This is a genomic window from Roseomonas gilardii subsp. gilardii (assembly GCF_023078375.1).
In the GTDB taxonomy this organism is placed as follows: Bacteria; Pseudomonadota; Alphaproteobacteria; order Acetobacterales; family Acetobacteraceae; genus Roseomonas; species Roseomonas gilardii.
The window spans coordinates 2,237,496-2,255,242 of record NZ_CP095554.1 but is presented as its reverse complement, the minus strand read 5'-3'; the positions used below and the strand labels follow the sequence as shown (position 1 = coordinate 2,255,242).

Below are 17,747 nucleotides of genomic sequence, written 5' to 3'. Positions count from 1 at the left end.
GGCGTTGGCCGCCGCGCCTGCCCGTCCGGACCGCAGCGCCGTCAGGGCAGGTTCAGGCGGACCGAGACGGGGCAGTGATCCGAGAGGCGATCCTTCCAGCCGGGCTCACGCTCCGCATAGACCAGCACGCGCAGGCTGTCCGGCACCAGCCAGTCCCGCGCCGCGCCGCCGAGCAGGATGTGGTCGATGAAATCCCGCCCGCCCCAGCAGGGATCGGAATGCCCCTCCGTGGAGCGCAGCAACGTGCCGCGCTTCGCGATCCGGCGCAGGAAGGCATCGCGCGGCCCCTGAAAGCGCCGGTTGAAATCGCCGAGCACGGCGAAGCCGCCACCCTCGCCCTGCCGCGCCGCGATCCATTCCGCCAGGATGCCGGCCTGCTCGCCCAGGATCGCGCATTCCCGGTCGCCCTCCGCCACCCCTGTCACGGCCCCCTGGCGGCAACCGGCCTTGAGATGCAGGGCCAGCAGCCGCAGCGTGGCGCCTCCGGCGCCCTGGACCGTCACATCCACGCCGCGGCGCAGGCTGAACCGCGCCTCCGGCGCAAGGTCCAGCGCCGCGAGATCGGGGTTCTGCCAGGCCCGCAGGCGGCGGCGCACGGCGATGCCGACACGCTGCACGTCGCGCTCCCCGGGGAAGAAGAAGCGCCATTCCGCCGGGTCCAGCAGGCGCGCCGCCGCCTCCGGCCCGTCCACCTCCTCCAGCGCCAGCACATCCGCCGCCAGCCTTTGCGCATAGAGGCGGAGGCGCGCGAAATCCTCCGGGCCGCGGCCGGGGAGTTCCGGTGGCAGCAGCGGATCGCCCGGGGCGCGCGTGGTGAGCCAGTTGAGGTTCCAGCTCGCCAGCTTGATCTCCTCGGCCCGCGAGGGCATCGCGAGGAGGAGAAGCAGGGCGAGGCTAGAAAAGAGACGGCGCATCTTCCGGCTCCGGCACATCCGCCATGGTCTCCTCCAGGCTCCGCGCGCCGCAGCGGAGCAGCCGCGCCGCGAGCCGGTCCAGCGCCGCCGGGTCGCGCGTCCGGTCCGCCGCATCGCCGCGTGGCACCCAGATCACCGTCTCGTAGCGCGCCCGCGTCAGCAGCACGCGATAGGTGTTGCGGATGAAGTCGCGCTCCTGCGGCTGGCGCACCACCTGCCAGGCGCTGCCGAGGAAGCGGCGCGCCTGCCACCCCGATGCGCCGGCGGGCAGGAAATCGCCGCCCCAGGCCAGCCCCGCCACATCCAGCTCCAGCCCCTGGCAGGCATATTCCGTCGCGCCGGTCTCCAGCGCGTCCGAAGCGCGCACATCGGGCCAGCGGCGCAGGAACCAGTCCGCCACCGCCGGGGCCGGCACCTCCTCCCCGAAACCGTCGCCGCGCAGGCGGCGGGCGCCGGAACTGCGCAGGATGCCGGCCCGCCGCTCGCCCCGCGCGAAGGCCCGCAAGGCCCGGCGCAGGGCGCCCAGCTCGCGGGTGAGGAAGACCGGCAGTTCCTCCCCGGCCTCCGCCGCGATGCGCGCCGCCTCGGCGAAGCGTCCGTCCAGCAGGGCCTCCACCCAGGGCGCGACGGCGGCGCTGCGGATGCCGCGGATCGGCACGGTCAGGTCGAGGGCGGGATCGAGCCTCAGCCAGGGCGCTGGACCAGGGGCGAGGCGCTGCACCGGATCGGAGGCCGCCAGCACATGCGGCGCGGCCACGGCGCGCCAGCGCCCATCGGCGGCGATACAGCGGCCCCATTCCGCCAGCCCGGCCTCTCCCGTGTTGATCTCCTGCCCCTGGCCGATCAGCGCGACGATGGCCGACCAGCCCCCGGCCCGGGCCATGATCTCCAGCGTGTGGGCGGGCTCGCTCATGGTCAGCACGGCCTTGCGCCGCTGCGTGTCGCGGCTCGCCTGCTTCGCGTCCCAGGCGCGCTGCGCCTCGTCGAAGACGATCAGCCGCTCCGGCGGCGGCTTCCGGTCCGGATCGCCGGCATGTTCGGCCAGGAAGGCATGGACGTTCTGCAGCGCCATCCTCACCCGCCGCCCGGCCTCCTCCCGGCCACAGGCCCCGCGCTCCACCGCATCCCGGGCCAGCGCGGCGCGCAGCACGCCGACCAGCGGCACATTGCCGGTCAGGAAGGCCGCCCCGTCCAGCCGCGCCGCGCCGAAGACCGCGTTCAGCCCGCACAGCGTCTTGCCCGCGCCCGGAATGCCGGTGACGAAGACCACCACCCGCGCCGCGTCCCGCCGGGCCTCGTCCAGCGCCCGCGCGATGGCCTCCGTGGTGCGGGTCAGGTTGGCGGCGTCCGAGCGGGCGGCCGCGATCTCCGCCACGCCATGCCGGGCATAGAGCATGGTGGCGGCCTCCACGATGGTCGGCACCGGGCGATAGGGGGCGGCGAGCCAGTCCGCCCCGTCCAGCGACGAGGCCGGCGCCGGGATCTCCGCCTGCAAGCCGGCCAGCAGGCCCGGCAGGGCGCGGGCATGGGCGCGCAGCGGCGGCACCACCGCATGCCAGAGCAGGCTGGGCTGCTGCGGCCCCGGCCGCGACCCTGCCTGGGGCGCCAGCAGCGGCACCAGCACAGGCACGATCGGATGCGCCCGGCTGCCGGCATGGAAGTCGCGCAGGTCCAGCGCGTAATCCTCCACCTGCCGCAGATCGGCGGGGGAGAAACCCTCCCCCTTGAACTCCAGCACCAGGATCGCGCGGTCGGTCAGCACCACCGCGTCGATGCGCTTCTCCAGGCGCAGCAGCTCGTATTCGAAAGCCAGGGTCCAGCCCTCGCCACCCGCCCGCGCCACCGCCTCCCGCAGCAGTTCCGCTGAGGCTTCCCAGGCCGCGAGCTGGGCATAGGTGGCGTCGAAGCCGCGCCGGGTCTGCGCGGCCGCGAGGCGGGCGGCGACATCGGCCGGTTCGGTGCGCAGCAGCTCCGCGCCGGTGCAGGCGAACCAGGCCCTCACGCACGCCGCCGCGAAGGCCAGGTCGCCAGGAGCAGGCTGGCCAGCATCAGGGCGAAGCCGATGAGATGCGCCGGGGTCATCGGCTCCCCCAGGAACAGCACCGCCGTCGCCGCCGCCGAGGCGGGCAGGAAGGCCATGAAGACGCCGGCCAGGCCGGCGGGCACGCGGCGCAGGCCGGAATACCAGAGCAGCAGGCTGAACAGGCTCGCCGTCAACCCGTGGAAGACCAGCAGCCCGGCCAGGAGCGGATCGGCCAGCGCGCCCGCGGCACCTGGCCAGGGCAGCGCCAGGGGCAGCCAGGCGGGCAGCAGCAGCAGGGCGGAGAAGATCTGCATCCAGAGGCTGGCGGTGACCACCGGCAGGCGCCCGGCGAGGCGCTTGGACAGCAGCGCATAAGCGGCCTCGCCGCAGACGGCCAGCAGCACCAGGGCATTGCCGGCGAGGCTGCCGCCCGCCTCGCCGCCCCCGCCCCGGGCCAGGGTGACCGCGGCGATCCCGCCCGCCGCCAGCAGGGCCGCCGCCCAGCCGCGCGGGGTGAGCCGCTCGCGCAGCAGCAGCGCCGCGCCCAGCGCCACCGCGGCCGGGATGGTCGCCAGCATCAGCCCGCCCTCCAGCGCGGTGGTCAGGCGCAGGCCGAGCAGCAGCGCCGCGTTGTAGAGCACGGTGCCCAGCAGGGCCTGCCAGAACAGGTTCAGCAGGGCGCCGGGCGGCGGCAGGCGGAGCCCGTCGCGCCAGAGCGAGAGCGGCAGCAGCAGCGCCACCGCCAGCAGGCAGCGCAGGCCGACGATCATGGCGATGGGCAGGGTGGCGGCCAGGGTCTTGGCGACGCCGACATTGACGCCGACGAGGCTCATCGCCGCGGCGAGCTGGGCATAGGCGGTCAGCATCGCGGCGCCGGGCCCGCGCCCTGCGGCACTGGTGAAGCGGGCATCGGTGGCGGTGTCAGTCCTCTTGTCCATCCCGGCGGAAGGGCGAGGCCAGGGCCAACGCCTCCATCTCCGCCAGCATGGCCGGGCGTTCCTGATTCAGGAAGCCCGCCACGGCACGCCGCAGCCCGGCATGTTCGATCCAGTGCGCGGAATAGGTCGGCACCGGCAGGTAGCCGCGCTGGATCTTGTGCTCGCCCTGCGCCCCGGCCTCCACGCGCGGGATGCCGTGCGCGATGGCGAAGTCCATGGCCTGGTAGTAGCAGAGCTCGAAATGCAGGAAGGGCGCCTCGACCAGCGAGCCCCAGTTGCGGCCGTAGAGCGCGTCCCGCCCGATCAGGTTCAGCGCCCCTGCCACCGGCTCGCCGTCACGCTCCGCCACCATCAGCACCACGCGGTCGCCGAGCCGTTCGGAGAGCAGTGGCCAGAAGCGCGGCTTCAGATAGGCATCGCCCCATTTGCGGTCCACCGTGTGGCGGTAGCACTGGTGGAAGACCCGCCAGTGCTCCGGCGTGATCTCCTCGCCTCGCAGGGTGCGGAAGCGCAGTCCCGCCGCCTGCGCGTCCCGCCTTTCCCGCCGCAGCGTCTTGCGCTTGCGGGAGGACAGGGCGCCCAGGAAATCGTCGAAGCTGCCATAGCCCGGATTGGACCAGTGGAACTGCGTGCCGAGGCGCTGGAGCCAGCCCGCCTCGCCCAGCGCCTCCCACTCCGCGCCGGTGCAGAAGGTGACGTGGCAGGAGGAAAGCCCCAGATCGGCCACCGCCTGCCGCAGCCCCTGCGCCAGCGCCGCCACCGGCACGCCGCCGCCGGGGCGCGTCAGCAGCCGCGGGCCCGGCACGGGGGAGAAAGGCACCGCCACCTGGAGCTTGGGATAGTAGCGCCCGCCCGCCTGTTCGAAGCCGCGCGCCCAGCCCCAGTCGAAGACATACTCGCCATAGGAATGGCTCTTGGCATAGGCGGGGGCCACCGCCAGCAGCGTGCCGCCGCCATCGCGCAGCGCCGCGTGCTGCGGCAGCCACCCCGTCCTGCCGCCGGCCGAGCCGCTATCCTCCAGCGCCGACAGGAAGGCATGGGAGACGAAGGGATTCCCCTCCCCCGCGCAGGCATCCCACTCGGCGGCGGGGATCTCCGCGATGCGCGGATGCAGGGTCAGCGTCAGTTCGGGCGCGCCATCGGGCATGGGCCCCAATGTGCGCCCTCCCCCGGCCAGCGCAAGTTCCTGCCGCTGCGATGCGGCATGGGGCGGAACCGGCGTTTCCGGGATCAGGCGATCTCGATCATCGCCTCGACCTCGACCGCCGCATCGCCGGGCAGCGAGGGCACGCCGATGGTCGAGCGCGCATGGCGGCCAGCCTCGCCGAAGACCTCCACCGCCAGGTCGGAGGCGCCGTTCATCACCACCGCATGCTGCGTGAAGTCCGGCGTGCAGGCGATGAAGCCGCCCAGCCGCACCACGCGCTTCACCCGGCCGAGATCGCCGCCCAGCGCCGCCCGGGCCTGGGCCAGGACGTTGAGAAAGCAGGTCCGCGCGGCCTCGCGCCCCGCCTCGGGGCTCACCCCCTGGCCCAGCTTTCCGGTGACGGCGATCTTCCCCCCTGCATCGGGATCTGGCCGGACACCACCAGCAGCGACCCGGCGATCACCGCGGGCACGTAGTTGGCGATGGGCGCGGCGGGCTCGGGCAGGGTGATGCCGAGCTCGCGCAGGCGGGCGTCGATCGGGCCGGACATGGACATGCTCCTCGGAAGAACCGGGGCTGTCATAGACCGGGCCGCATGGCCCGGGAAACCGTCCGCCCGCCGCCTCAGCCCAGCCGCCTCAGCCCACCAGCCGCAGGCTGCGCCGCCGCGCCTTGGGGCCGGCGGGGGCCTCCAGCGGCAGCAAGGGCTGCTCGCCCGCCGCCACGCCCAGCTCGGCGCCGCATTCCTCCTCGGTCGGGTCCGCCAGGACCGGCCCTTCCAGATATTCCAGCGCCAGGCGCCGGAAGGCCCAGTCCAGGATGGAGGTGGCGCGGGCGATCCTCGAGTCGCCCTCCACCGCCCCGGCCGGGCCGAAGCGCGTATAGGCATGCGCCTGCACGAATTCCGCCAGCGGCACGCCCCGGGCGAGACCCAGAGAGACGGACTGACACAGCGCATCGAGCACGCCCCGGAAGGCGGCGCTGTCCTTGGCCAGCGTCAGCGAGACCTCCGACAGCGTGCCGTCCGGATGCTCGGCCGTGCGCAGCGTGACCTTGTGCCCGGCGATCGAGACCTTCCAGACCTGCCCGCGCGCCGCCGCCCGGGTCGGGGCGGGCATCGGCGCCGGGCGGGGCCGGTCAGAGGCGGCGACGGGCACGGGGGCGCCGGCATGCAGGAAAGGTTCCACCGCGGCCTGCATCGCCGCCCGGGCCTCGGGGCCGCGCGGCGCCAGCAGCGCTTCGGCCCGCGATCCGGCACGGCGGGCGGCGGCGGTGGGCTCCTCCTCCCCCGCGCCGGTCAGGCGGCAAGGCCCGGCCGCCGGGGCGAGGCTGGCCGACTCGGCGCCGAGCAGGGCCTCCACCGCATCGGCGGGGGAAAGGGCGAAGAGCGATTCATGCCGCAGCCCGGGCGCGGCGGCGGCGGCATCCAGCGCCCCGCGCGCGGCCTCCGCCAGGCCGGGCACCACGCAGACGGCGGGCGGAGGCGGCGCGAAGAGTGTTACCGGCGCACGCTCCCCCAGCACGGCGGCGCATTCGCCGCTGGCCGCCTCGGCGGCGCCGCGGGTCAGGGCGGCGATGGCCTGGGCCACCTCCCGCGCCTCGCGGCTCTCGTAGTCGAGTCCCAGCCCGGCCAGCAGCCCCGCGAGATCGGCGAAGCCGATGCGCAGCCGGCGCGCACGCCCGGCGGAAAGCCCCTCCAGCGCCAGCACGGCAAGGCGCACGGCCCGGGCGTAGCCGGTCGAGTCGAAGCCCGCCGGCCCCTCCAGGAAGGCGGGAAGGTTCAGGACGAAGCGCGGCTCGTCGCGCATGTCGTCCCTGGCCGAGTCGCGCCAGGCGGAGGCGCCGGGGGCGCCGCGCCGCGCCAGCAGCAGGGTCCGCAGCGCCTCGGCCAGCGAACCGGCCTCCGGCAGGTCGAGCGCGGAGGCCCCGGCGGCGGCCCGGCGGATCCAGGATTCCGCCTGGGAGATCAGGGAGATGGAGCGGCGGCCGGTGCCCGCCTCCGGCACCAGGGCGGCCAGGGCATCGGCGGCGGCATCGTCCCAGGCCGCGGGCAGGGCCACGGCACGGGACGGCGCATCCGGGTCCGCCTGGCCGTGGGTGCGGCGCAGCGTCACATCGGACCACACGGTGCCTGCGAGCCTCTGCATGACTATCCTGCCCCCGAAAGGAAATTCACGGCGCTGAAGCAACATGTGGTGAGGCGCGGAGTCAACCGCCACCAGATACGGTAGGGAAAGCGCGGCCTTTCACGCGCGGCGCCCGCATGCCATATGGCGGGGCCAGGAGGCCCCAAAGCCCATGTCCATGCTCATGCGCCTGTGCTCCGGCTTCAAGGGCCGGAAGGTCGGCACCGACCGCCACGGGAACCTGTATTTCGAGAGCCGCAACGTCGTGCCCGGCTTCAACCACACCCGCCGCTGGGTGGTGTATTCCGGCCGGCCCGAGGCCACCAACGTGCCGCCGGAATGGCACGGCTGGCTGCACCATGCCACGCCGCAACTGGACGAGAACCGCCGCTATCCGTGGCAGCTCGACCACCAGCCGAACATGACCGGCACCGCGCTCGCCCACCGGCCGCCCGGCCATGACTACAAGGGCGGGGAGCGTCCGAAGACCGCGGGCGACTACGAAGCCTGGACCCCCGGTGTGTGAGGAAGCGCGTGATGGCGCGCCGGATGGCCGGACCGCGGCCCTCCGGGATGTCCGGGCACCCGTTCCGCCCCGTCGGATAAGGATCGTGATTTGAAGGGACGCAGCCTCGCCGAGCTCGCGGCCGGCGCCATCGTGCTGGTCGTCGCCGTGGTGTTTCTCGCCTATGCCGCCACGAATTCCGGCCGTTCCACCACCGGCACCGGGATGACCCTGCATGCGCGCTTCGACCGGATCGACGGCCTCGCCATCGGCTCCGATGTCCGTATCGCCGGCGTGCGGGTGGGCAGCGTCACGCAGGAGCGCATCGACCCGCAGACCTTCCTCGCGGTGGTGACGATGCAGGTGGATTCCGGGCTGAAGCTGCCCGACGACACATCGGCCGAGATCACCTCCGAAAGCCTGCTGGCGGCAAGTACATCGCCCTGGTCCCGGGTGGCAGCGACAAGGACCTGCGGGACGGGTCGGAGATCACCATCACCCAGTCCTCCGTCAGCCTGGAGGCGCTGCTGGGCAAGTTCATCTTCTCGGTGACCCAGATGAATTCCAGCAGGCCCGAGGAGGCGGCACCCGAAGGCCAGCCCGGGGATGGCCAACCCGCCCATGCCCCCGCCCCGGCCGGAGCCCCCGCCCGTGAACGAGGGGCTGCAGGCGCCGGAGACCTGGCCCGGCCAGGATGGCCATCCCCTCTCCTGCCGCGACAAGCTGAAGGTGCTGGGCGAGAACCATGAGGAACTCGTCCAGGTGCTGCGGGATGCCTTCGAGGATGCGGTGCTGATGGGGGTGGACGAGGCGGCGATGCGCCGGCTGCTGCACGGGGTGGTGGATGCCCTCCCCTCCCCCGCCGTCCGGGGGGCTGAGTGCGCGATGAGGACTGCCCCCTTCCCGCGCTGTTGCTGGCCGCCCTGTTGCTGCCCGCTGTCCCCGGCCATCCCGGCGCCCAGGAATCCGCCAACTGGATCCCCGGGAAGATCGCGAAGCTCCAGGCGCTCGACAAGGTGACCGCGCAGGTCACCGTGCTGGACGCGCCGGTGGACAAGCCGACCAGCTTCGGCACACTCACCATCACCGTCCGTGCCTGCGACTACCACCCGCCCGACGAGGTGCCGGATGCGGCCGCCTTCATCGAGGTGCGGGATACGCTGGCCGCCAAGGATGCGCCGCTGGCCTTCCGGGGCTGGATGCTGGCCAATGCCCCGGCCGTGAACATGCTGGAGCATCCGGTCTACGACCTGCGCATCCTGGAATGCCACTGATCGCGGCCGATTGACGATCACCGGGGGCGGCCGCAGCCTCCCCCGCATGAAGACCCCCGATCCACCCCCTGGCCCAGGGCCAGGGCGGCGCCGCCTCCTCGCCGGCCTGAGTGCCAGTCTGGGCGCCAGCCTCGCCCTGCCCCTGGCCGCGCCGCGCCTCGCCCGTGCCCAGGTGGCGCCGCTGCGCTTCGTCGCCCAGACGGACCTCGCCATCCTGGACCCGCACTGGACGCCCGGCGTGGTCACGCGCAACCACGCGCTGATGGTCTTCGACACGCTCTATGGCATGGACACCGATCTGCGTGTGCAGCCGCAGATGGCCGCCGGGCATGAGATCGACCAGGACGGGCGGCGCTGGACCATCACGCTGCGACCTGGCCTGCGCTTCCATGACGGCGAGCCGGTGCGGGCGCGCGACGCGGTGGCCAGCATCCGCCGCTGGGGGGCGCGGGACACCTTCGGCATGGCGCTGCTGGCCGTCACGGAGGAGCTTTCCGCCCCCGACGATGCGCGCATCGTCTTCCGGCTGAAGCGCCCCTTCCCCATGCTGGCCGAGGCGCTGGGCAAGCCGGGCACGATGAACTGCTTCATCATGCCGGAACGCCTGGCCCTCACCGATCCCGGCACGCAGGTGACGGAGATGGTGGGCAGCGGCCCCTTCCGCTTCATCGCGGCGGAACGGGTGGTCGGCGCCCGCACGGTGTATGAGCGCTTCGGCGGCTATGTGCCGCGCGAGGGCGGCACGCCCAGCCTGCTCGCCGGGCCGAAGCAGGTGCATCTGGAGCGCGTGGAGTGGATCTCCATGCCCGATCCCGGCACCGCCGCGGCGGCGCTGCAACGGGGCGAGATCGACTGGTGGGAACAGCCGCCCGCCGACCTGACGCCCATGCTCGCCCGGCACCGCGGCATCCGGCTGGAGGTTCTGGATACGGCGGGCTCACCCTGTTTCATGCGCTTCAACCAGCTCTATCCGCCCTTCGACAAGCCGGCCGTCCGCCGCGCCCTGCTCGGCGCCGTGCGGCAGGCGGATTTCATGCAGGCGGTGGCCGGCGACGACCGCAGCCTCTGGCGGGACGATCTGGGCTTCTTCCTGCCCGGCTCCGCCATGGCGAGCGATGCGGGCATGGCGGCGCTCACCGGCCCGCGCGACATCGCGGCCACGCGCCGGGCGCTGGAGGAGGCGGGCTATCGTGGCGAACCGGTGGTGCTGATCCACCCCACCGACTATCCCTCCGTGACCGCGCTGAACGCGGTGGCCGCCGATCTGCTGCAACGCTGCGGCCTGAAGCTCGATGTGCAGGCGATGGATTTCGGCACCTTCATCCGCCGCATCGCCAACCAGGAGGCGCCGGAGCGGGGCGGCTGGAACGTCACCTGCATCAGCACCTCGGGCGCGAGCTGGATGAACCCCGCCGCGCACAACTACCTGCGCGGCAGCGGGCGCCGGAGCATCGTCGGCTGGCCGGTGAGCGAGCGGCTGGAGGCGCTGCGCGACCGCTGGTTCGACGCGCCGGAGGGCGAGCAGGCGGCGATCGGGCGGCAGATGCAGGAAGCGGCCTTCGCGGATGTGCCCTTCATCCCGCTCGGCCTCTTCACCCAGAACACCGCCTATCGCGGCAACCTGACCGGCATGGTGAAGGGCGCGCCGGTCTTCTGGGGGCTGCGCCGGGGCTGACCGGCCCCGGGATGCGCAACCGGAATACGAAAAGGGCCCCGGGAGCGATCCCGGGGCCCTTCCTGCGACAGGCTCAGTTCCTGGCCTTGTCCACCAGCTTGCCCTTGGTGATCCAGGGCATCATGCCGCGCAGCTTCTCGCCTACGGCCTCGATCTGGTGCTCGCCGTGGCGGCGGCGCGTGGCCTTGAAGGAGGCCTGGTTGACCTTGTTCTCCAGCATCCAGTCGCGGGTGAACTTGCCGCTCTGGATGTCCTCCAGCACGCGCTTCATCTCCGCCTTGGTCTCTGGCGTGATGATGCGCGGGCCGGTCACGTACTCGCCATACTCCGCGGTGTTGGAGATGGAGTAGTTCATGTTGGCGATGCCGCCCTCATAGATGAGGTCGACGATCAGCTTCACCTCGTGCAGGCACTCGAAATAGGCCATCTCGGGGGCATAGCCCGCCTCGACCAGCGTCTCGAAGCCGGCGCGGATCAGCTCGACCAGGCCGCCGCAGAGCACCACCTGCTCGCCGAACAGGTCGGTCTCGCACTCTTCCTTGAAGGTCGTCTCGATGATGCCCGAGCGGCCGCCGCCGACGGCGCAGGCATAGGAGAGCGCGATCTCCAGCGCATTGCCGGAGGGGTTCTGGTGCACGGCCACGAGGCAGGGCACGCCGCCGCCCTTCTGGTACTCGCCGCGCACAGTGTGGCCGGGGCCCTTCGGCGCGATCATGAACACGTCGATGTCGGCGCGCGGCTCGATCAGGTTGAAGTGGATGTTCAGCCCGTGCGCGAAGGCCAGCGCCGCGCCCTCGCGCATGTTCTCGTGCAGGTGGTCGCGGTACAGGTCGCCCTGGCCCTCGTCGGGGGTCAGCACCATCACCAGGTCGGCCCACCTGGCGGCCTCGGCCGGGCTCATGACCTTGAAGCCGGCGGCCTCGGCCTTCTTGGCGGAGCCGCCCGGGCGCAGGCCGATCACGACCTCCTTCACGCCGCTGTCGCGCATGTTCATGGCATGGGCGTGGCCCTGGCTGCCGAAGCCGATCACCGCGACCTTGCGGCTCTTGATCAGGCCCACATCCGCGTCACGGTCGTAATACACGCGCATATCCGCGCACTCCCCTCAAGGGTTGGACGAAAATCCGGGGCGGGCCGGGACCTTGCCCGGCCGCCGGTTCAGGTGGCGAGGCTCCGCGTGCCCCGCGCGATGCCCACCGCGCCGGTGCGGGACACCTCGGCGAGGCCGATGGGGCGCATCAGCTCGATGAAGGCGTCGATCTTCTCGGCGGCGCCGGTCATCTCGAAGACGAAGCTCTCGATGGTCGCATCCACCACGCGGGCGCGGAAGGCATCGGCGAGGCGCAGCGCCTCCATCCGGTGCTCGCCATGGCCCACCACCTTGACCAGCGCCAGCTCCCGCGTCAGGTGCGGCCCCTCCAGCGTCAGGTCGGCGACGCGGTGGACGGGGACGAGCCGGTCGAGCTGCGCCTTGATCTGCTCGATCACCATGTCGGTGCCGGAGGTGACGACGGTGATGCGCGACAGGCGCTTGCCGTCATCGACCGGCGCCACGGTCAGGCTCTCGATGTTGTAGCCGCGGCCGGAGAAGAGGCCGATGACGCGGGCGAGCACGCCCGCCTCGTTCTCCACCAGCACCGCGATGGTGGCCGTGCGCTGCAAGGGCGCCCTGTTCAGGTCGGACATGTCGGTGCGCCCCTCAGACCAGGACCTTGCCTTCGTCGGTGACGCCGGCGACGCCCCCCTGCTGGCCCGGGCCGAGGATCATCTCGTTATGCGCGGCACCGGAGGGGATCATCGGGAAGACGTTCTCCTTCGGGTCCACGGCGATGTCGGCGATCACCGGGCCGGGATAGGCGATCATCTCGCGGATCACGTCGTCCAGCTCCTCGGCCTTCGTGGCGCGCAGCCCCTTGGCGTGGAAGCTCTCGGCCAGCTTCACGAAATCCGGCAGGGCGTCGGAGTAGCTTTCCGAGTAGCGGCCGCCATGCAGCAGCTCCTGCCACTGCCGCACCATGCCCATATACTCGTTGTTCAGGATGAAGACCTTCACCGGCAGGCGGTACTGCGCCAGCGTGCCCATCTCCTGGATGTTCATCAGGATCGAGGCCTCGCCGGCGATGTCGATCACCAGCGCGTCCGGATGCGCGATCTGCACGCCCGAGGCCGCCGGCAGCCCGTAGCCCATGGTGCCGAGCCCGCCCGAGGTCATCCAGCGGTTCGGCTTCTCGAAGCCGAAATACTGGGCGGCCCACATCTGGTGCTGGCCGACCTCGGTGGTGATGAAGGTGTCGCGCCCGGTCTCCAGCGTCAGCTCATAGAGCCGGCGCACCGCGTGCTGCGGCTTGATGATGGAGCCCGTCTGCTCGTAGCGCAGGCACTTCGTCTCGCGCCACGCGTCGATCTGGCGCCACCAGGCGGCCAGGGCCTCGCGGTCCACCGGCCGCTCGTCGGCCTTCCAGGCCTCGGTCAACGCGCGCAGCACGGCCGCGGCATCGCCGACGACCGGCACATCCACCGCCACGTTCTTGTTGATGTTGGAGGGGTCGATATCGGCGTGGATCTTCTTCGCATCCGGGCAGAAGGCGTTCAGCCGCCCGGTCACGCGGTCATCGAAGCGCGCGCCGATGTTCAGCAGCACATCGCAGCCATGCATGGCGAGGTTCGCCTCGACCGTGCCGTGCATGCCCAGCATGCCCAGGAACTGCGGGTCGCTGGCCGGATAGCTGCCCAGGCCCATCAGCGTGTTGGTGATGGGGAAGCCGGTCTCGCGCACGAAGCGCGTCAGCAGTTCGCTGGCCTCGGGCCCGGCATTGATGATGCCGCCGCCGGTATAGACCATCGGCCGCCTGGCGCCCTTCAGCAGCGCCACGGCCTCGCGGATGCTCTCCGCCGAAGGCTCGGTCTGCGGGCGGTAGGAACGGTGCGGCGTGCCCGGCGCGGGGGTGTAGCGGCCCTTGCCGATCAGGATGTCCTTCGGCAGGTCGATCACCACCGGCCCGGGGCGGCCGGAACGCGCGATGTGGAAGGCGTCATGCACCGTTGCCGCCAGATCCTCCATCCGCTTGACCAGATAGTTGTGCTTGGTCGCGGGGCGGGTGATGCCGGTGGTGTCGGCCTCCTGGAAGGCGTCGTTGCCGATCAGGTGCGTTGGCACCTGCCCGGTCAGGCAGACGATCGGGATGGAATCCAGCAGCGCGTCCACCAGCCCCGTCACGGCGTTGGTGGCGCCGGGGCCGGAGGTCACGAGCACGCAGCCCACCTTGCCGGTGGAGCGGGCATAGCCCTCCGCCGCATGCACGGCGGCCTGCTCATGGCGCACCAGAACATGGCGGATCGCGTTCTGCTGGAAGATCGCGTCATAGATCGGAAGGACGGCGCCCCCCGGATAGCCGAAGATGACCTCTACGCCCTGATCCTTCAGCGCGCGCAGGACGATCTCGGCGCCGTTCATCACATCGGCGTCGGAGGCGGCGGGAAGGGTGGCGGACATCGGCGAGGTTCCGTTTCCTTGAACTGGTCCCACGCAGGGTAACAGCGCGGAGCGGCCCATCTAGGGGTCATGCTGTGATGCGTCAACGGGCGGAATCAACAAATGCTATTATTTCCGCCAGAAGACTTTCCGAAAGTTGCGCTGAATCGGTGAAACGAGCACGGATCGTATGCGCCTCTCTCGGGTCTGCCCCCGCGCAGCGGGCAGCGCGAGATCGTGGTGGCGGAACCAGGTCGCCTGCCGCTTGGTGTACTGCCCGATGGCCAGACAGGCGCGTCGGCCCGCTTCCTCCAGCGAAATCCGCCCCCGCAGCACGCCGCCGAGTTCCGGCACGCCATGCGCCCGCATGGCCGGCAGCGCCGGGTCGAGCCCGCGCACGAGCAGCGCCCGCACCTCCTCCAGGGCGCCCAGTTCCAGCATGGCGGACCAGCGCCGCCGGATGGCTTCCCGTAACATGTCGCGCGGCGGATCGAGCAGGACGGACAGGACCGGCCGTTCCGGCGGCGGGTCGGGGATGGGCATGTCCTGCCATGCCGCCAGCCCGCGCCCCGTGCCGCGCCAGACCTCCCAGGCCCGGGCGATGCGCTGGCTGTCGCCCGGCCGGAGCCGGGCGGCGGTGTCCGGATCGGCCGCGGCCAGCCGCTCATGCAGCGCCTCTGGCCCCAGTTCCGCCAGGAGGCCGCGCGCTTCCTCCCGGGCCGCCGCCGGAACCTGGGGCACCGGCGCCAGCCCCTTCAGCAGTGCCTGGAAATACAGTCCCGTTCCGCCGCACAGGATCGGCACGAGCCCCGCCGCCGCGACCTCCGCGATGGCACGCTCCGCCTCGCCCCGCCACCAGGCGGCGCTGGCTGCCTCCGCCGCGTCCCGGATGCCGTAGAGGCGGTGCGGCGCTTCGGTCTCCTCCTCCGGCGTCGGGCGGGCGGTGAGCACGCGCAGGTCGCGATAGACCTGCATGCTGTCCGCGTTGAGCACCGCCCCGCCGATCCGGCGGGCGATGGCGAGGGCGAGGGCCGACTTGCCGCTGGCGGTCGGGCCGGCGATCAGCAGAAGGGGCGGTTGCCGCATCGGGATGGCCTGGGCAGTGCGGGTGAAATATGGTCCCGCCAGCATGTCGCATGTCCTGACCCTGATCGCAGCCCCCGCTTCCGTGGCCGGTGGCGCGCTGAACGCCTCTACCCTTTCCATCGTGGCCGATGCCCTGCGGGCGCTCGGTGCGGAAACGGGGCGCCCCGAATGGCTGGCGGAGGGCGAGGCGGTGGACCTTCCCTTCTCCGCCCTCGCCCCGGACCAGGCCGTGGCCGCCGCCCGGGCCGCACTGGGCGAACGCCCGGTCGATGCCATCGCCCAGCCCCTGGAAGGGCGGCGCAAGCGCCTGCTGGTCGCCGACATGGACAGCACCATCGTCACCAGCGAAACGCTGGACGAGCTGGCGGCCTATGCGGGCATGGGCGAGAAGGTCGCCGCCATCACGAAGCGCAGCATGAATGGCGAGATCGATTTCGCCACCTCGCTGCGCGAGCGCGTGGCGCTGCTGGAAGGGCTCTCGGTCGAGGCGCTGGAGGCCACCTGGGCGAAGACGCATCTCATGCCGGGCGCCCGCTCCCTGGTCCGGACCATGGCGGCGAACGGGGCGCATTGCGCCCTGGCCTCGGGCGGCTTCACCTGGTTCACCGCCCGCGTCGCGGCGCTCTGCGGCTTCACCACGCACCATGCCAATATCCTGCTCGATGACGGCCGGCACCTGCTCGGCCGGGTCGAGGAGCCGGTCTTCGACCGGGATGCGAAGCTGGTGATCCTCACCCGCCTCGCCACCGGGAACGGGCTCGCCATGTCGGAAACCCTGGCGGTGGGCGATGGCGCCAATGATCTGGCCATGATCGGCGCGGCCGGGCTCGGCGTCGCCTACCATGCCAAGCCGGTGGTCGCGGCCGCCGCCCGGGCCCGGGTGGACCATGGCGACCTGCGCGCCCTGCTCTATGCACAGGGCTACAAGGTCACCGAGATCCTTCCGGACCAGGGATAGCGGCCGGCGGTTACTGGCTCACCTGGCGCAGGCTGCCATCCGGCGCGCGCTCGAAGACACCGCCGCCGCCCAGGAAGGCCCCGTCCGGGTTGCCGCTGCTCCGGCTGGCCTCCGGGCCGCCGATCACCACGCCGCTCTGCTGCGCGGCCGGCATGGCCGGTGCATGGCTGGCCGGGGCCTGCGGCTGCCTGGCCGCCCGCCCGGAGCGATGATGCACCGGACCAGTGCCCGGCCCGCCACGGGCGCTGTCCGCGCTGCGGCTGTCATTGCGGGGTGTGGCACCCTGCTGGGCGTGGCTGACCGGCTCGTTCGGATTCGGCGGCACATCCGGAGCGCCCGGATTGGACCGGCTGTCATTGCGGGGCGTGGCGCCTTGCTGGGCGTGGCTGACCGGCTCATCCGGATTCGGCGCCACATCCGGAGCACCCGGATTGGACCGGCTGTCGTTGCGCGGTGTGGAACCGGGGCTGTACTGCGTGGTCGGCACCTGCGCCTGGGCCATCATGGGCAGCAGGGCGGGTGCGCCGCCGAGTGCCATGCCCAGGGCCCGGACGGCGAAGCGTGTGTTGATCATGGTCCTTATCCTCTCTCGGAGAACAATCGGCCCGGACAACGCCGATATGGGCACCACGCTTCACGGAATCCCGTCGTTCCGCCCGGGCCAGCCATGCCCTGATCGGTGTGCCGCCATCTTCGTTCCGGCCTATTGGAACCGGCCGCGACGAAGTGTTTCAGGGGCCGCCCTGGCCGCTGGTGCCGTAGGATGGCGCATTATATGGCGCATTATCCGGGATGACTGATCCAACGGGATTTTCCACCGGTCCGGTGCGGCTCACGGGAAGTCTATGTTGCAATGCGGTAACTCCGGTTGAGAGAGGCCCGCCTCCTGCATGACGAAAGCTTCATGCAGGCGTTCATGTTCATCCCTGTAACAGGAGTCCTCCCATGCCGAGTTCCGTGATCAGCAGCGCTTCGCGCTTCCGCACCGAGGTCTTTCCGCGGCGCCAGGACCTCTACCGCCATCTGGCGCAGAACGGGCAGCAGCCGAAGGCGCTGGTGATCTCCTGCGCCGACAGCCGCGTGATCCCGGAGGAGATCATGCAGTCCGGCCCCGGCGAGATCTTCGTCTGCCGCAATGCCGGGAACATCGTGCCGCCCACGGCGCAGTTCACCGGTGGCGTTTCCGCCTCGATCGAATATGCGGTGATGGTGCTGGGTGTGCGCGACATCGTCGTCTGTGGCCATTCCGATTGCGGGGCCATGAAGGCCCTGCTGCAGCCGGAATCCCTGAAGACCATGCCGAATGTGCAGGCCTGGCTGCGCCACGCCGATGCGGCACGCTGCGTCGTCTGCGAATCCTATCCGGACCTGGAAAGCAAGGCGGCTACCCGCGTCCTGGCCATGGAGAACGTGGCCCTGCAACTCAACCACCTGCGCACCCATGCCTCCGTCGCCTCCCATCTGGCACGGGGCGAGATGACGCTGCACGGATGGTTCTTCGATCTCGAAACCGGCGGCCTCTTCGCCCTGGATGGGACGCGGGAACGCTTCGTGGAGGTCGCCGAGGGCGAAGAGATGCCCGTGGCCGTGAGTGCCGCGGACCACCGGGTGGCGTAGCGCCCGGCCCTT

At 71.8% G+C, this 17,747-nt stretch carries 15 protein-coding genes and 3 pseudogenes; 7 read left to right on the top strand and 11 right to left on the bottom strand.

Translation table 11 applies throughout. The features are described 5' to 3' along the window. Positions 1-41: 41 nt before the first annotated feature. The 6 genes and pseudogenes from MVG78_RS10090 to MVG78_RS10065 form a co-directional block, all read right to left on the bottom strand. Entirely contained in the window at positions 42-914 is an 873-nt protein-coding gene (locus tag MVG78_RS10090) for an endonuclease/exonuclease/phosphatase family protein (RefSeq protein ID WP_247551149.1), read from the bottom strand. Continuing rightward, positions 895-2,916 (bottom strand): DNA/RNA helicase domain-containing protein, encoded by a 2,022-nt coding sequence (locus MVG78_RS10085; protein ID WP_247551147.1) that lies wholly within the window; start codon positions 2,914-2,916, stop codon positions 895-897. Before MVG78_RS10085 ends, MVG78_RS10090 begins: the two co-directional genes overlap by 20 nt. Continuing rightward, entirely contained in the window at positions 2,913-3,875 is a 963-nt protein-coding gene (locus MVG78_RS10080) for a DMT family transporter (protein WP_247551145.1), read from the bottom strand. The genes MVG78_RS10085 and MVG78_RS10080 overlap by 4 nt, the downstream gene beginning before the upstream one ends. Beyond that, positions 3,859-5,022: a GNAT family N-acetyltransferase gene (locus tag MVG78_RS10075; protein ID WP_247551143.1), complete on the bottom strand. Its 1,164-nt coding sequence runs from the start codon at positions 5,020-5,022 to the stop codon at positions 3,859-3,861. The genes MVG78_RS10080 and MVG78_RS10075 overlap by 17 nt, the downstream gene beginning before the upstream one ends. An 83-nt stretch (positions 5,023-5,105) precedes the next feature. Then, a pseudogene (locus MVG78_RS10070) lies at positions 5,106-5,572 on the bottom strand (RidA family protein). Positions 5,573-5,660: 88 nt separating this feature from the next. After that, on the bottom strand, positions 5,661-7,169 hold the full coding sequence (locus MVG78_RS10065; protein ID WP_247551141.1) for a TSCPD domain-containing protein: 1,509 nt from the start codon (positions 7,167-7,169) through the stop codon (positions 5,661-5,663). A gap of 151 nt (positions 7,170-7,320) precedes the next feature. Between MVG78_RS10065 and MVG78_RS10060 the strand changes: the two genes are divergently transcribed. The 5 genes and pseudogenes from MVG78_RS10060 (at position 7,321) to MVG78_RS10040 (ending at position 10,602) form a co-directional block, all read left to right on the top strand. Then, positions 7,321-7,674 carry an NADH:ubiquinone oxidoreductase subunit NDUFA12 gene (locus tag MVG78_RS10060; protein ID WP_247551139.1) on the top strand — a complete coding sequence of 118 codons (354 nt, stop codon included), beginning with the start codon at positions 7,321-7,323 and terminating at the stop codon, positions 7,672-7,674. Positions 7,675-7,764: 90 nt separating this feature from the next. Next, positions 7,765-8,264: pseudogene (gene mlaD / locus MVG78_RS10055) on the top strand (outer membrane lipid asymmetry maintenance protein MlaD); the annotation flags it as partial. Positions 8,265-8,274: 10 nt separating this feature from the next. Then, positions 8,275-8,514, top strand: a pseudogene (locus MVG78_RS10050) (hypothetical protein); the annotation flags it as partial. 17 nt (positions 8,515-8,531) lie between these two features. After that, positions 8,532-8,927 carry a DUF2155 domain-containing protein gene (locus MVG78_RS10045; protein WP_247551137.1) on the top strand — a complete coding sequence of 132 codons (396 nt, stop codon included), beginning with the start codon at positions 8,532-8,534 and terminating at the stop codon, positions 8,925-8,927. 46 nt (positions 8,928-8,973) lie between these two features. Beyond that, positions 8,974-10,602: an ABC transporter substrate-binding protein gene (locus MVG78_RS10040; protein ID WP_247551135.1), complete on the top strand. Its 1,629-nt coding sequence runs from the start codon at positions 8,974-8,976 to the stop codon at positions 10,600-10,602. A 73-nt stretch (positions 10,603-10,675) separates the two neighbouring features. Here the strand turns inward: MVG78_RS10040 and ilvC are convergent, their stop codons facing one another. The 4 genes from ilvC to miaA form a co-directional block, all read right to left on the bottom strand. Continuing rightward, positions 10,676-11,692, bottom strand: a complete 1,017-nt coding sequence (gene ilvC / locus MVG78_RS10035; RefSeq protein ID WP_247551133.1) for a ketol-acid reductoisomerase — start codon at positions 11,690-11,692, stop codon at positions 10,676-10,678. 68 nt (positions 11,693-11,760) lie between these two features. Next, positions 11,761-12,288 (bottom strand): acetolactate synthase small subunit, encoded by a 528-nt coding sequence (gene ilvN / locus MVG78_RS10030; RefSeq protein ID WP_247551131.1) that lies wholly within the window; start codon positions 12,286-12,288, stop codon positions 11,761-11,763. Positions 12,289-12,301: 13 nt separating this feature from the next. Next, positions 12,302-14,095: an acetolactate synthase 3 large subunit gene (locus tag MVG78_RS10025; RefSeq protein ID WP_247551129.1), complete on the bottom strand. Its 1,794-nt coding sequence runs from the start codon at positions 14,093-14,095 to the stop codon at positions 12,302-12,304. Positions 14,096-14,203: 108 nt separating this feature from the next. Beyond that, positions 14,204-15,205, bottom strand: a complete 1,002-nt coding sequence (gene miaA / locus MVG78_RS10020) for a tRNA (adenosine(37)-N6)-dimethylallyltransferase MiaA (protein ID WP_428480633.1) — start codon at positions 15,203-15,205, stop codon at positions 14,204-14,206. Here miaA and serB point away from each other — a divergent pair. Continuing rightward, positions 15,204-16,118: a phosphoserine phosphatase SerB gene (gene serB / locus MVG78_RS10015; protein ID WP_247551127.1), complete on the top strand. Its 915-nt coding sequence runs from the start codon at positions 15,204-15,206 to the stop codon at positions 16,116-16,118. The genes miaA and serB overlap by 2 nt on opposite strands. 10 nt (positions 16,119-16,128) lie before the next feature. Here the strand turns inward: serB and MVG78_RS10010 are convergent, their stop codons facing one another. Beyond that, entirely contained in the window at positions 16,129-16,692 is a 564-nt protein-coding gene (locus tag MVG78_RS10010) for a hypothetical protein (RefSeq protein ID WP_247551125.1), read from the bottom strand. 371 nt (positions 16,693-17,063) lie between these two features. On the opposite strand from MVG78_RS10010, the gene MVG78_RS10005 reads away from it, so the two are divergent. Further along, positions 17,064-17,735, top strand: a complete 672-nt coding sequence (locus MVG78_RS10005) for a carbonic anhydrase (protein WP_247551123.1) — start codon at positions 17,064-17,066, stop codon at positions 17,733-17,735. Positions 17,736-17,747: the final 12 nt, after the last annotated feature.

Excerpts from the sequence above, each read along its gene's own strand:
- MVG78_RS10090 (WP_247551149.1), bottom strand. The coding sequence starts at position 914 with ATGCGCCGTCTCTTTTCTAGCCTCGCCCTGCTTCTCCTCCTCGCGATG.
- MVG78_RS10080 (WP_247551145.1), bottom strand. The coding sequence starts at position 3,875 with ATGGACAAGAGGACTGACACCGCCACCGATGCCCGCTTCACCAGTGCC.
- MVG78_RS10075 (WP_247551143.1), bottom strand. The coding sequence starts at position 5,022 with ATGCCCGATGGCGCGCCCGAACTGACGCTGACCCTGCATCCGCGCATC.
- MVG78_RS10065 (WP_247551141.1), bottom strand. The coding sequence starts at position 7,169 with ATGCAGAGGCTCGCAGGCACCGTGTGGTCCGATGTGACGCTGCGCCGC.
- MVG78_RS10060 (WP_247551139.1), top strand. The coding sequence starts at position 7,321 with ATGTCCATGCTCATGCGCCTGTGCTCCGGCTTCAAGGGCCGGAAGGTC.
- MVG78_RS10040 (WP_247551135.1), top strand. The coding sequence starts at position 8,974 with ATGAAGACCCCCGATCCACCCCCTGGCCCAGGGCCAGGGCGGCGCCGC.
- ilvC (WP_247551133.1), bottom strand. The coding sequence starts at position 11,692 with ATGCGCGTGTATTACGACCGTGACGCGGATGTGGGCCTGATCAAGAGC.
- ilvN (WP_247551131.1), bottom strand. The coding sequence starts at position 12,288 with ATGTCCGACCTGAACAGGGCGCCCTTGCAGCGCACGGCCACCATCGCG.
- MVG78_RS10025 (WP_247551129.1), bottom strand. The coding sequence starts at position 14,095 with ATGTCCGCCACCCTTCCCGCCGCCTCCGACGCCGATGTGATGAACGGC.
- serB (WP_247551127.1), top strand. The coding sequence starts at position 15,204 with ATGTCGCATGTCCTGACCCTGATCGCAGCCCCCGCTTCCGTGGCCGGT.
- miaA (WP_428480633.1), bottom strand. The coding sequence starts at position 15,205 with ATGCTGGCGGGACCATATTTCACCCGCACTGCCCAGGCCATCCCGATG.
- MVG78_RS10010 (WP_247551125.1), bottom strand. The coding sequence starts at position 16,692 with ATGATCAACACACGCTTCGCCGTCCGGGCCCTGGGCATGGCACTCGGC.
- MVG78_RS10005 (WP_247551123.1), top strand. The coding sequence starts at position 17,064 with ATGCCGAGTTCCGTGATCAGCAGCGCTTCGCGCTTCCGCACCGAGGTC.